Here is an 11,833-nt window from a genome sequence, read left to right on the forward strand (position 1 = left end):
ACGGTGATCAGCCGGTGCCCCGAGCGGCGCAGCACGTCGGCCGTGCCCCGGATGAGGTCCGCGCCGCGGTGGGTCAGGTGACCGTGGGCGGCGATGACCCCGTGTGCGCCGTCCACGGTCTCGGTGAACGGCCCTGCCGCTCGGGCCGCGGCCGGTCCCCCTCGGTCGGCGGTGGGGATGGGGTCCACCCCTGCCGGTGCGCGCGTCATGCGACGTCGATGGCGAAGGCGACCAGGAAGCCCACGGTGGCGATGGCGCCGGTCCAGGTCCGGGTCCGCTCGAAGGCCTCGGGGATCATCGTGTCGGCGATCATGGTCAGGATGGCGCCCGCCGCGACCGCGGTGATGACGGCGATGACCTCCGGGGGCGCTCCGCCGAGCAGGGCGTAGCCGGCCAGGGCGGCCAGGGCGCTGACCACGGCGATGCCGCCCCAGACACCGAAGACGTAGCTCGCCGGGCGGCCCTTCGCCTTCATCCCCGCGGCGCTGGACAGCCCCTCGGGGACGTTGGAGATGAACACGGCGGCGAGCACCGACAGGCTGACCGAGCCGCCGCCGAGCAGGCCGATGCCCAGGACCACCGACTCCGGGATGCCGTCGAGCAGGGCGCCGATCGCGATGGCCGCGCCGCTGCCGGACTGCTCCTGCTCCGACGGCTGCTGCTCGCCGCCCGCACCGCCGGAGCGCTTCCGGTGCCGGGCGCCGTGCCGAGCCAGCAGCGCGTTGGCGGCCAGGTACGCCAGGGACCCGCCGAGGAAGCCCACGGCCGTCGCCAGCAGCCCGCCGGTGCGGGCGGCCTCCGCCATGAGGTCGAAGGCGACGGCGGAGATGAGCACGCCGGACCCGAAGGCCATCACCGAGGCGATGACGGCGCGCGGCACACGCGCGAACCAGGCGACGAGCGCGCCGAGCACCAGGGCCCCGCCGCCGAGGAGCCCCCAGAGGCCGGCTTCGAGCCAGGTCGGCATCTCCCACCTCCGTTCGCCGATTCTTGTCTTAGGGCAAGGATCGCACCGGGGGCCGGATCGTGCGCGGCGACGGCGTCCTGTCGGCGGGCGCGGCCGACGTCCTCCACTGTGCGGGCTCCCCGGTGTCCACCCCCGGGATCGGGGACTTCGTGCCCACCCGCGTCCGAGCGGCCGCGGGTGTGCCGCAGCGCCTCCGTGGTGCTCGCCCCGGGGCCGCGGCCACCACCGACGGCGGCCCGCGCCCGGGCCACCGCACGCTGCGCCGCCTGCGGATCCCCGCGCTCGCCATGGGCGACCGTGGGTCCCGACGCCGAGGGGCGCGGACCGTCCCGCGACCGGTGGCGGGAGGATCGACGGGGCCCGAGACGGGGGGAGCACGCGTGGACGAGGTGCGCACCGGGGCGCGGACGCATCCGGACGAGGTGCTGCTCGCCCTCCTCCGGCTGGCGATGGGGGTGTCGGTCGAGGCGGCCGACCGGATCGGCACGGTCTCCGCCGTCCAGCTCCGCGCGGTGACGCTGCTGCACCAGCGACCCGGCGCCAACCTCGGGGAGCTCGCCCGCGGCATGGGCGTGTCGGTCTCGGTGACCAGCCGGCTGGTCGACCGGTTGGTGGCCGCCGGACTGGTCGACAAGACGTCATCGGCGACGAGTGGCCGCGAGATCAGCCTGTGGCTGAGCGAGGCGGGCGAGGCGACGCTCGACCGCTACGACGACCTGCGCCTGTCCCGCATCCGGGCCCGGCTCGAGGAGCTGTCCGCCGAGGACGCCGCGGCGGTGGTCTCCGCGCTGGAGGTCCTCGTCCCCACCCCGGGGAGAGGGCCCGACCGCGTCTCCCGGACACCCCGGGGACCGGCCCCGACGACCGCCTGACCCGTCACCGTCGGACCGGCCCGGCCGGGCTCACGGTCGGACGACGTCGTAGGTCAGGTGGGTCGCCGTCGACGTCGGGACCACGCTCCGCTGCACCAGGGCACGCGGCGCTCCCGGGATGAACAGCGGCGTCCCGCTGCCCAGCACGACCGGCGCGAGGTGCAGCGTCAGCACCTCGACCAGGCCGGCGGCCAGCGCCGAGCCGACGGTGGCGCCGCCGCCCATGAGGACGACGTCGAGGTCCCGCCCGCCGGCGGCCGACGCCGCCTCGGCGCGCTCGCGCGCGACGGCGACGGCGTCGGGCAGGCCGGTGGTCACGAACGTCCAGTCGAGGTCGGGAAGCCGCACCCGCTCCGGCGGCGAGCCGGTCACGACGACGAACGCCGGTCGGCCGACCTCGGTGGCGCCGTAGCCGACCTCGTCGTCCCACCCGCCCGGCCCGTCGACCACGTCGAAGAGCCGGCGGCCGAGGACCACGGCCCCCGACCGGCCGGTCCCCTCGCGCAGGACCCGGCGGTCGTCGGCGTCGTCGGAGAAGGCCCAGGTGTGCAGGACGTCGCCGCCGGTGCCCAGACCGTTCTCCGGCCCGGGGTCGGGACCGGTGACGAAGCCGTCCAGGGAGACGGAGATGTCGGCGTGGATCCGTGTCATGCGAGGACGGACTCGGCCGGCGCCCGGGAATCACCGCTCCGGTGCGGCGGTGCGGCGGCCCGCGGGCTCCTGCCTAGAGTCGCCCCATGCGGACCCAGCCGACTCCCGGGTTGGATGTCGGTGTGCTGCTCGACCGGGTCGAGGGAACGGCGCCCATCGAGGCCGTGGAGGCCGCGGCGGAGACGCTCGCCGACCGCCTCGGTGCGCGGGAGCTGACCTTCCTGATCGCCGACTTCAGCGGTCGGGCCGTCGTCCGCCTCACGACACGGGCCGCCGGTGTCGAGGGTGCGCGGAGGCAGGCCGGCGCCCAGGCGGAGACGGTGCCGATGGCCGGCACCGTGTACGAGCGCGTGCTGCGGACCCAGGCGGTCGAGGTGCAGGCGCTCGACGGCGACGCGGCCTGGCTGATCGCCCCGGTCACCGACCGCGGGGACGCCATCGGGGTGCTGGAGCTGGTCCTGCCGGGGACGCCGTCGGCGGCGGTGGTCGCCGACGTCGCCGCCGCCGCGCACGCGCTGGCCTACGTCGTCATCGCGGCGCGCCGGTACACCGACGTGTTCGAGTGGGGACAGCGCACGACGCCCTTCTCCCTCGCCGCTGAGATCCAGCGTCGGCTGCTCCCGGCCTCCTACACCTGCGAGGCGGGGCAGTTCACCCTCGCCGGGTGGCTGGAACCGGCCGCCTCGGTGGGTGGCGACACGTTCGACTACACGCTCAACGAGGACGCGCTGCACCTGTCCATCACCGACGCCGTCGGCCACGAGGTCGACGCCGCCCTGCTGGCCACCCTGCTCGTCGGGGCGCTGCGCAACGCCCGCCGCCGGGGCATGGACCTCGGCGCCCAGGCGCGGTACGCCAACGACGCGCTGACGGGCAACGCGGCCGCCGGCCAGTTCGTCACCGGACAACTCGTGCGCGTGGACCTGGCGGCCGGCACCGCGGCGGTCGTGAACGCCGGTCACCCCCTCCCGCTGCTGGTGCGCGGGGGCCGGGTGCGGGAGATCGCGCTGGACGTCGAGCCACCCTTCGGTGTCGTGCCGGGCCGGTCGTTCCAGGTGCAGCGCTTCCCGCTGCAGCCGGGGGACCGGGTCGTGTTCCTCACCGACGGCATGCAGGAGCGCAACGCCGCCGTCCTCGACGTCGCCCGGGCGCTGCGCGACAGCACGGACCTGCACCCCCGCGAGGTCGTGCAGGCGCTCGGCGCCGCGGTGCTGCGGGCGACCGGCGGTGACCTCCGCGACGACGCCACCCTGATGTGCCTGGACTGGTACGGGGGTCCGCCGCGCCGCAGGGACGGCGTGCACGGCGCGGACGCCGGCATCGCCTCCCCCGCGCGGTCCGTGCCGCACGAGCGCACCTGACGGCGGGCCCGGGGCCTCAGTCGGTGGGGAAGCGGGCCCAGACGTGCTTGCGGTCGCCGGCGACGGTCCAGCCGCGGTCGGTGGTCAGGTGCGCGACCATGCGCAGGCCCATGCCGCCGAGCGCGGGGTCGCGGTCGACGGCGGGTTCGGGCCCGTGGTGCGGGTCGCCGTCGCTGACGTCGAGGAGGAGCTCGTGCGCCGTCCGGACGGCGTGCACCCGCACCGGCGCCCGGCCGTGCCGGAGGCCGTTGGAGGCCAGTTCGTCGACGGCGACGACGAGGTCGTCGGCGACCGCTCCGTCCGAGCCGGACCCCTCGTGTCCGTCCGCCGCCCAGGCCCGCAGCTGCGCGCGCACGGTCCGCAGCTCGGCGGGGCGGGAGATCTCCGCCTCGTAGTGGAGGCCCGTGGTCTCGGGACGCGGCCGTCGGGGCCAGAGCTCTCGGTCCATGTCCCCGTTCCGTCCGGCTGTGTCTCGCCGCACAGTGCCCCGTCCCCGGCCCCGCGAACCGGACGCTTCCCGGTTCGCGGGTGGTTCGCACCCGGACGCGGTCACCGGTGACGGCCCGGCCGTGGTCTCGCGGCGGCCCGGCGTGCCCCGGCCGGTGCGGGGTGCCCCTGGTCGGAGGGGGCCCCGCACCGGCCGGGGTGGGCCGGCTCAGTCGCGCGAGCGGCGGCGGAACGCCGAGACGGCGAGCGGCGCGAACACCGCCGTCAGCAGCACCGACCAGGCGACGGAGAGCGCGACCGGGTGCTGCAGGGGCCAGGCGGCGTCCGCCGGTGCGGGCAGGCCGTTGCCCCACAGCTCGCGGCACGCCTGGGTCAGCGCCGAGACGGGGTTCCACTCGGCGATCGCACGCAGCCACGCCGGCATGCTCTCCGGCGGCGCGAACGTGTTGGCCACGAACGTCAGCGGGAACATGAGGGTGAACATGAACCCCTGCACGGCCTCGACGGTCCGCATCAGCGAGCCGACCCAGATGCCCAGCCAGATCATCGCGAACCCGAAGAGGAGCAGCAGCAGGAGCGCCAGCACGGCGTCGACCACGCCGTTGCGGATCCGCCAGCCGATGAGCAGCCCGGTCACCCCCATGACCGCGATGCCGATGCTGGAGTGGACCAGGCTGGAGATGCTGCGCCCGACCAGCACCGAGGACCGGGGGACCGGCAGGGACCGGAACCGGTCGACGATGCCCTTCTGCAGGTCGCTGGTGAGCCCCATGGCGACGATGGCCGAGGAGAACACCATGGTCTGGACCATGATCCCGGGGAGCAGGAACTCCTTGTAGTCGGCGCCGCGCACGGCGATCGCGCCGCCGAACACGTAGGCGAACAGCAGCACGAACACCACCGGTTGGACGGTGACGTCCATGAGCATCTCGGGCATCCGCCGGATGTGCAGCAGGTTGCGCCACAGGATGGTCGCCGACGCCCGCAGCAGCGACGGCGGCGTGATCGGCGGCCGGGCGACCCGGGTCGTGGGGATCTCGACGGCGGTCACGGGAGGGCTCCCTCGGTCGTGGGGTCGGCGGGCGCGCCGGCCTCGGCGCGGTGGCCGGTGAGGTGCAGGAACACGTCGTCCAGGCTGGGCCGGGCCAGGCCCAGGTCGTCGAGCTCGATGCCGCTGCGCTCGAAGACGGCGGCGATCCGGGTCATGTCGCCCAGCCCGCCGGCCTGCGCCGTCAGCCGCCGGCTGCCCCGCTCCACGTGCACCTCGGGGGACTGCGCGCGCATCAGGTCGGCGGCGGTGTCGAGGTCCGCGGTGTGGGTCAGGGTCACCACGACGCTGGCCTGCCCGGCCTGGTCCTTGAGCTGCGTCGGGGTGCCGGCGGCGATGACCCGGCCCTTGTCGACCACCACGATCTCGTCGGCGAGCTGGTCGGCCTCCTCCAGGTACTGCGTCGTCAGCACCAGCGTGGTGCCCTCCTCGACCAGCTCCCGGAGCACCTCCCACAGCCCCGAGCGGCTCTGCGGGTCCAGGCCGGTGGTGGGCTCGTCGAGGAACAGGATCGGCGGTGCCGCCAGCAGGCTCACCGCGAGGTCGAGGCGGCGGCGCATGCCCCCGGAGTAGGACTTCGCCGGCCGGTCGCCGGCGTCGGCGAGGTCGAAGCGGGCGAGCAGGTCCTCGGTCGCCGCGCGGACGTGGCTGCGGGAGAGCCCGTACAGGGCGCCGATCAGCCGGAGGTTCTCCCGGCCGGTGAGGATCTCGTCGACCGTCGCCGCCTGCCCGGTCAGGCCCATGCTGCGGCGCACCTCGTTCGGCTGCTCCCGGATGTCGAAGCCGGCCACGCGGCCGGTGCCGCTCGTCGGGACGCTCAGCGTGGTGAGCATCCGCACGAGGGTGGTCTTGCCCGCGCCGTTGGGCCCGAGCAGCCCGAGGACCGAGCCGGTGGGGACGACGAAGCTGACGCCGTCCACGGCGCGGTTGTCCCCGAAGTGCTTGACCAGGTCGACGGCCTCGACCGCCGGGGTGACGCTCATGCCATCAGGATGCAATCTCAAGCGCAGTTGAGGACAACGGGATTTCCGCGTTGCCGGCCGCACGGGACGGGAGCCGGCGATGAGTCGCCGGCCGTCGCGCGGTCCCCAGAGGTGACGCCCACCCGGACCGAGGAGCCTCTCATGACCGACACCACCACCGGCTACGCCGACGTCAACGGCCTGCACCTGTACTTCGAGGTGCACGGCGACGGCGGCGCACCCCTGGTGCTGCTGCACGGCGGCATGATGAGCATCGACCTGAGCTTCGCGGGGCTGCTCCCCACCCTCGCCCGGCGCCACCGTGTCGTCGCCGTCGAGCTGCAGGGGCACGGGCGCACCGCCGACGTCGACCGGCCGGTCACACCGGCGAACTCGGCCTCCGACGTCGTGGCGCTGCTCGACCACCTCGGCATCGACCGGGCGCACGTCCTCGGGCACAGCATGGGCGGCGCCGTGGCGCTGGAGCTCGCCGTCTCCTCTCCCGACCGGGTCCTGTCCGTGGTGCCCTGCTCGGCCAGCGTGCGCCCCGACGGCATGCACGAGGACTTCCTCGACCCCGAGCGGATGGCGACCTCCACCCGCATGCCCACCGAGCAGGACCTCGCCGAGATGGCGGAGACCTACCGGCGGCTCTCGCCCCACCCGGAGCACTTCGAGGAGTTCCTCGCGGCCCTGTCGGCGTCGGACGCCGACCTGGTGGGCTGGTCGGACGAGCAGCTGGCCGGCATCACCGCCCCGGTGCTCCTGGTGCAGGGCGACCGCGACTTCACCACCGTCGAGCACGCCGCCCTCATGCTGCGGCTCATCCCGGGGTCGCAGCTCGCCGTCCTCCCGGGGACGACGCACATGCAGGTCACGCGGCGCGCGGACCTGCTGCTGCCGGTCCTGGCGGCGTTCCTCGCCGACCGGTGACGGCGCCCCCGCGGATCAGGAGCGTGCGGGGGTGCGGCGGGCGAACGCGGGCGCGTGCTCGGGCCGCAGCCCCACGCCGATCAGGTAGGCGGGGACGACGGACAGCTGGGGGAGCCGGCGCACCAGGGCGAGCACCGGCGCGGGTGGGCCGGGGCGCCGTCCCTCGACGAGCGGTCCCACCAGGGCGCGGTGCAGCAGCCGCTGCAGGCCCTGCACGAGCACGGTGGGCAGGAAGCGGCGGGCGCGGACCCCGGCCAGGTCCGCCGCGCTCAGCGTGCCGTCCCGCAGCGGCGCGGCCAGCAGGGTCGCCGCGGCCACCGCGTCCTGGACGGCGAGGTTGATGCCGACGCCGCCGACCGGCGACATCGCGTGCGCGGCGTCGCCGATGCACAGCAGCCCGTCGACGTGCCACCGCTCGAGCCGGTCGACCCGCACGTCGAGGTGCTTGACGTCGTCCATCGAGCGCAGCGCGTCCACCCGGTCGCGGAACTCCGGGACCAGCTCGACGACGTCCTGCCTGAACGCCTCGATGCCGCGCGCCCGCAGCTGCGGGTCGGTGCCCTTGCGGCCGATGTAGGCCACCTGGATGAACGTCTCCCGGGGGATGAGTACGGCGAACCGGCCCGGCGCTGCCCGCGGGGCCAGCGCGGCCGGCCGGTCGTCCGGCAGCCGGGGGACGCGGAACCACCAGGCGTCGATGGGCACGGGGAACTCCACGGGCCGCAGCCCGGCCTCCCGGCGGGCGAGGGAGTGCCGGCCGTCGCAGGCGACGGTGAGGTCGGCCCGGAGCTCGCCGGTGGCGCCGTCGGCGGTGCGGTAGCGCACCCCGCGGACCCGGTCGCCCTCGCGGAGCAGGCCGGTCATCTCGGTCTGCATCCGCAGCGTGTACGTCGGCTCCCGCCGGCCGGCATCGGCCAGCAGGTCGAGCAGGTCCCACTGCGGGGTCATCGCGACGTAGGGGTGGGGGACCCGCAGCCGGCGGAAGTCCCCGATCGTCACCGTGCCGCCGTCGCCGGTCGGGAAGACCACCTCCTCGAGCCTGGTCTGCGGCAGCCGGGCGAAGTCCTCGCCGAGGCCGAGCTCGTCGAGCAGCTGCAGCGTCGAGGGGTGCACGGTGTCGCCGCGGAAGTCGCGGAGGAAGTCGCCGTGCTTCTCCAGCACGGTCACCTCGACGCCGGCCCGCGCCAGCAGCAGGCCCAGCACCATCCCGGCCGGCCCGCCGCCGACCACCAGGCACGTCGTGCGCTCACTCATCGCCGGCCTCCCTCTCAGGTGGCCCCCGTGCCCGCGCAGTCTCCCGCGCCGACGGGGTGCGGCACCACGGGTCGGCGCGCGCCGGCCCGCGGTGCCGAGGCCACGCGCGCCACCTCGCCACGGCCGTGCTGACCGGCGCGTCCCGGCCGGTCAGCGCCGCGTCGGGGCCGAGGTGGTCGTCGACGAGGGAGGTGCCGCGGACCCGGCGGTCGTGACGTCGTCGTACAGGAGGGCCATCCGGTCGAGGAACCAGAGCTTCCCGGTCATCTGGACGACGAGCCCGGACACCACCATCCACCCGTCCCGGACCACGAGCCCCCGCACGACGAGCGGCACCCCCAGGGCGCTGAGGGCGCCGAGCACGGTCGGCGCGACCCGGTGCCGCGGCGGGACCGGGACCTCCTCCCTCCTGGCCCAGCAGGTCTCGCCCAGCACGCTCCGTGACGCCCAGGAGTCCAGCGAGCGCGGTGGCGGGAACGCCCGGGGGTTGACGACGGTCCACGCACAGACCGCGCCCACCGGGACGAGCGACCGCCACCCCAGACGGCTGCGGCTCCAGATCGCGGCGACCAGCAGCGGCGGGATCGGGATGCGCGTGTAGACGCTCCACGGGTTGGCGTGGCGCTGCCAGGCGTCCCCCTCGAGCCCGAAGACCTCGGCGATGCGGGTGTCCAGCGCCATGTCGGTGCCCCCTCGCGTACCTGGGCCCCCGCGACGTGGTCCCAGGGTCGCCGACCACGGGGAGCGGCACAACACCCTCGCGCGGGGGCTCCGCGGGGACGAGGGGGAGGGGCCGCCACCCCTTCGGGTCGCTCGGACCGGCGTCCGTCCGCGGGTGCTTGCGCAGGTCGGCACACTCTCGGGGTGATCGAGAGCGCCGACGCCGCCGGGACGACCTCCCGTGTCCCGACCGTCCCGGCGCCCGTCCCGGCCCCCACCGACGACGCCCTGCTCGTGCCCGGCGAGACCTGCTGGCGGATCGAGCGCGCCGACCGGTACGCCGTCTTCGTCGACGCCGCCGACTACTTCGCCACCCTCAAGCGCGCCGTCCTGCGCGCCGAGCGGCGGGTGCTGTTCATCGGCTGGGACTTCGACCCGCGCATCCGGCTGGACCCGCGTGCCCCGGGCCCCGCACGCGAGGACCGGCTGGGCCGCGTCCTGCAGCGGGCGGTGGCGGCCACCCCCCGGCTGGAGATCGGCGTCCTGCAGTGGGACCTCGGGATGGTCGTCGCCCTCGGTCGGCGCATGGCCCCGATCGTGCTGCTCGACCGCCGCACGCCCGACCGGCTGCGGTTCGCCGTCGACACCCACCACCCCCTCGGCGGCGCGCACCACCAGAAGATCGTCGTCATCGACGACTGCCTGGCCTTCGCCGGCGGCATCGACGTCACCGCCGACCGCTGGGACACCCCCGAGCACCGCGACCGCCACCCGCTGCGCCACCGGCCGCACTCGACCCGGCTGCGTGGGCCGTGGCACGACGTCACCAGCCTGGTGTCGGGCCCGGCGGCCCGGGCGATCGGCGACCTCGCCCGCGAGCGCTGGGAGAGCGGCACCGGTGAGCGCCTGGAGCCGGTGACCGACGTCGAGGCGTGCTGGCCCGACGGGGTCGAGCCCGTCCTCACCGACCTTGACGTCGCCGTCTCGCGCACCCGCCCCGAGCACGGCGGCGCCGAGCTGGTGCACGAGATCGAGCTGCTCTGGCTGGCCGCGATCGCCGCCGCCCGCGACACCGTCTACATCGAGACGCAGTACTTCGCCAACCGCCGCATCGCGGAGGCCGTCGCCGAGCGGCTGGGGGAGGAGGACGGCCCGGAGGTCGTCGTCATCAACCCCGAGACGGCGGCCAGCTGGCTGGAGAGCAAGGCCATGGACACCGCCCGCGTGAAGCTGCTCGACCTGGTCCGCCGCGCCGACCGCCACGACCGGTTCCGGCTGTTCGTGCCGGTCACCGCGGAGCGCCGGCCGGTGTACGTGCACGCCAAGGTGACCTGCGTCGACGACCGGCTGCTGCGCATCGGCTCGTCCAACCTCAACAACCGGTCGATGGGCCTGGACACCGAGTGCGACGTGTCGGTCGAGGCCCGCACCGGCGACCCGCGCGCGCCGGAGCTGCGGGCGGCGGTGCTCGCGATGCGCCACCGGCTGCTCGGCGAGCACCTCGGCGTGGACCCGCAGGAGGTGGCCGACGCCGTCGAGCGCTGCGGCGGGTCGCTGGTGCGCGCGGTCGACTCCCTGCTGCGCCCGACCGGTCGCTCGCTGGTGCCCCTCGTGCCGTCCGGGCTCGACCCGGTGGAGCGGTTGCTCGCCGACACCGAGCTCCTCGACGCCGAGCACACCCCGGACCGCTGGCGCCGGGTCAAGCGGGCCTTCGCCGGCCGCCGGCGTCGCCACCGCGGCTGACCGGGTCCCGGTCCGCCGACCCCCCGGGCGCCCGGCGCGCCCCGCCGCCGGGCGGGGCCGGCGTTTGGCGCGGGCCGCCGGCCGGGGAGGAGGAGGGCATGGCCTCTGCGACCTTCGACTTCACCGGCTCCGTCGTCCTCGTCACCGGGGGCGGCTCGGGCATCGGCCTGGCCGTCACCCGGGCCTTCCTCGGCGCCGGAGCGACGGTGGCCGTCACCGGGCGCCGCCGCGACCGGCTGGAGTCCGCGCTCACCGGCGTCCCCGCGGAGCGCGGCCTGGCGCTGCCGGCCGACGTCTCCGACCCCGCGCAGGTGCGGCAGGTCGTCGGGGACGTCGTGGACCGGTTCGGCCGGCTCGACGTCGTGGTCAGCAACGCCGCGGACTACGCGACCGGCCCGCTGACCGAGCTGGCCGACGACGCCTGGGAGCGGCTGCGCGCCACCAACGTCGACGCCTTCTTCCACCTGGCCAAGGCCGCGCTGCCGCACCTGGCCGCCTCGGGCGGGAACGTCGTCGCCGTCTCCTCGGTGTCCGGCCTGCGCGGCGACTGGGGGCAGGCGGCCTACAACGCCACCAAGGCGGCGATCACCAACTTCGTGCGCTCCCTCGCGCTCGACTGGGGCGCGCAGGGCGTGCGGCTCAACGCCGTCGCGCCGGCGTTCACGCTCACCGAGCTCACCGAGGGCGTCGGCCGGGACGAGGCGTCCCTGGCGCCGTTCCGCAACCGCATCGCGCTGGGCCGCCCCGGGGAGCCCGAGGACGTCGCCCCGCCGGTGCTGTTCCTGGCCAGCGAGGGCGCCCGCTACGTCACCGGGACGGTGCTGCCGGTCGACGGCGGCACCAGCGCCTCCACCGGCCAGCCGCACGTGTGAGCGGAGGCGTCGGCGTCGGCTGCCCGGCCGCGGGGTAGGGCAGCCGCACCCACCGGCGGGAGG

Annotated in this window: 12 protein-coding genes; 5 read left to right on the plus strand and 7 right to left on the minus strand. The window is 75.7% G+C overall.

From position 1 onward, the window contains the following. Positions 1–205 precede the first annotated feature (205 nt). Positions 206–967, minus strand: a complete 762-nt coding sequence (locus ACWIZO_RS13185) for a ZIP family metal transporter (RefSeq protein WP_448642870.1) — start codon at positions 965–967, stop codon at positions 206–208. A gap of 380 nt (positions 968–1,347) precedes the next feature. Between ACWIZO_RS13185 and ACWIZO_RS13190 the strand changes: the two genes are divergently transcribed. Further along, a complete protein-coding gene (locus ACWIZO_RS13190; RefSeq protein ID WP_448642871.1) occupies positions 1,348–1,839 on the plus strand; it encodes a MarR family winged helix-turn-helix transcriptional regulator in 492 nt (163 codons plus the stop codon). 30 nt (positions 1,840–1,869) lie between these two features. On the opposite strand, the gene ACWIZO_RS13195 is transcribed toward ACWIZO_RS13190, so the two are convergent. Further along, entirely contained in the window at positions 1,870–2,490 is a 621-nt protein-coding gene (locus tag ACWIZO_RS13195) for a dihydrofolate reductase family protein (RefSeq protein ID WP_448642872.1), read from the minus strand. Between the two features lie 86 nt (positions 2,491–2,576). On the opposite strand from ACWIZO_RS13195, the gene ACWIZO_RS13200 reads away from it, so the two are divergent. Continuing rightward, complete coding sequence (locus ACWIZO_RS13200) at positions 2,577–3,851, plus strand: PP2C family protein-serine/threonine phosphatase (RefSeq protein WP_448642873.1); 1,275 nt, start codon at positions 2,577–2,579, stop codon at positions 3,849–3,851. A 16-nt stretch (positions 3,852–3,867) separates the two neighbouring features. Here ACWIZO_RS13200 and ACWIZO_RS13205 read toward each other — a convergent pair whose 3' ends face one another. The 3 genes from ACWIZO_RS13205 to ACWIZO_RS13215 form a co-directional block, all read right to left on the minus strand. Continuing rightward, complete coding sequence (locus tag ACWIZO_RS13205; RefSeq protein WP_448642874.1) at positions 3,868–4,299, minus strand: ATP-binding protein; 432 nt, start codon at positions 4,297–4,299, stop codon at positions 3,868–3,870. A 207-nt stretch (positions 4,300–4,506) separates the two neighbouring features. Beyond that, entirely contained in the window at positions 4,507–5,349 is an 843-nt protein-coding gene (locus ACWIZO_RS13210) for an ABC transporter permease (RefSeq protein ID WP_448642875.1), read from the minus strand. Next, positions 5,346–6,329 (minus strand): ATP-binding cassette domain-containing protein, encoded by a 984-nt coding sequence (locus tag ACWIZO_RS13215; protein ID WP_448642876.1) that lies wholly within the window; start codon positions 6,327–6,329, stop codon positions 5,346–5,348. Before ACWIZO_RS13215 ends, ACWIZO_RS13210 begins: the two co-directional genes overlap by 4 nt. Positions 6,330–6,470: 141 nt before the next feature. Here ACWIZO_RS13215 and ACWIZO_RS13220 point away from each other — a divergent pair, with 141 nt between their 5' ends. After that, positions 6,471–7,241, plus strand: coding sequence for an alpha/beta fold hydrolase (locus ACWIZO_RS13220; protein WP_448642877.1), 771 nt, complete (start codon positions 6,471–6,473; stop codon positions 7,239–7,241). Between the two features lie 15 nt (positions 7,242–7,256). Here the strand turns inward: ACWIZO_RS13220 and ACWIZO_RS13225 are convergent, their stop codons facing one another. Both ACWIZO_RS13225 and ACWIZO_RS13230 read right to left on the minus strand, forming a co-directional pair. Further along, positions 7,257–8,495 (minus strand): FAD-dependent oxidoreductase, encoded by a 1,239-nt coding sequence (locus ACWIZO_RS13225; RefSeq protein WP_448642878.1) that lies wholly within the window; start codon positions 8,493–8,495, stop codon positions 7,257–7,259. Positions 8,496–8,645: 150 nt separating this feature from the next. Then, positions 8,646–9,176: a DUF6653 family protein gene (locus ACWIZO_RS13230; RefSeq protein ID WP_448642879.1), complete on the minus strand. Its 531-nt coding sequence runs from the start codon at positions 9,174–9,176 to the stop codon at positions 8,646–8,648. Between the two features lie 183 nt (positions 9,177–9,359). Here ACWIZO_RS13230 and ACWIZO_RS13235 point away from each other — a divergent pair, with 183 nt between their 5' ends. Both ACWIZO_RS13235 and ACWIZO_RS13240 read left to right on the plus strand, forming a co-directional pair. Then, positions 9,360–10,898: a phospholipase D-like domain-containing protein gene (locus ACWIZO_RS13235; protein WP_448642880.1), complete on the plus strand. Its 1,539-nt coding sequence runs from the start codon at positions 9,360–9,362 to the stop codon at positions 10,896–10,898. A gap of 98 nt (positions 10,899–10,996) precedes the next feature. Beyond that, a complete protein-coding gene (locus tag ACWIZO_RS13240) occupies positions 10,997–11,770 on the plus strand; it encodes an SDR family NAD(P)-dependent oxidoreductase (protein WP_448642881.1) in 774 nt (257 codons plus the stop codon). Positions 11,771–11,833 lie beyond the last annotated feature (63 nt).

It is taken from the genome of Geodermatophilus sp. URMC 63, from assembly GCF_053502565.1.

Excerpts from the sequence above, each read along its gene's own strand:
- ACWIZO_RS13185 (WP_448642870.1), bottom strand. The coding sequence starts at position 967 with ATGCCGACCTGGCTCGAAGCCGGCCTCTGGGGGCTCCTCGGCGGCGGG.
- ACWIZO_RS13195 (WP_448642872.1), bottom strand. The coding sequence starts at position 2,490 with ATGACACGGATCCACGCCGACATCTCCGTCTCCCTGGACGGCTTCGTC.
- ACWIZO_RS13200 (WP_448642873.1), top strand. The coding sequence starts at position 2,577 with ATGCGGACCCAGCCGACTCCCGGGTTGGATGTCGGTGTGCTGCTCGAC.
- ACWIZO_RS13205 (WP_448642874.1), bottom strand. The coding sequence starts at position 4,299 with ATGGACCGAGAGCTCTGGCCCCGACGGCCGCGTCCCGAGACCACGGGC.
- ACWIZO_RS13215 (WP_448642876.1), bottom strand. The coding sequence starts at position 6,329 with ATGAGCGTCACCCCGGCGGTCGAGGCCGTCGACCTGGTCAAGCACTTC.
- ACWIZO_RS13220 (WP_448642877.1), top strand. The coding sequence starts at position 6,471 with ATGACCGACACCACCACCGGCTACGCCGACGTCAACGGCCTGCACCTG.
- ACWIZO_RS13225 (WP_448642878.1), bottom strand. The coding sequence starts at position 8,495 with ATGAGTGAGCGCACGACGTGCCTGGTGGTCGGCGGCGGGCCGGCCGGG.
- ACWIZO_RS13230 (WP_448642879.1), bottom strand. The coding sequence starts at position 9,176 with ATGGCGCTGGACACCCGCATCGCCGAGGTCTTCGGGCTCGAGGGGGAC.
- ACWIZO_RS13240 (WP_448642881.1), top strand. The coding sequence starts at position 10,997 with ATGGCCTCTGCGACCTTCGACTTCACCGGCTCCGTCGTCCTCGTCACC.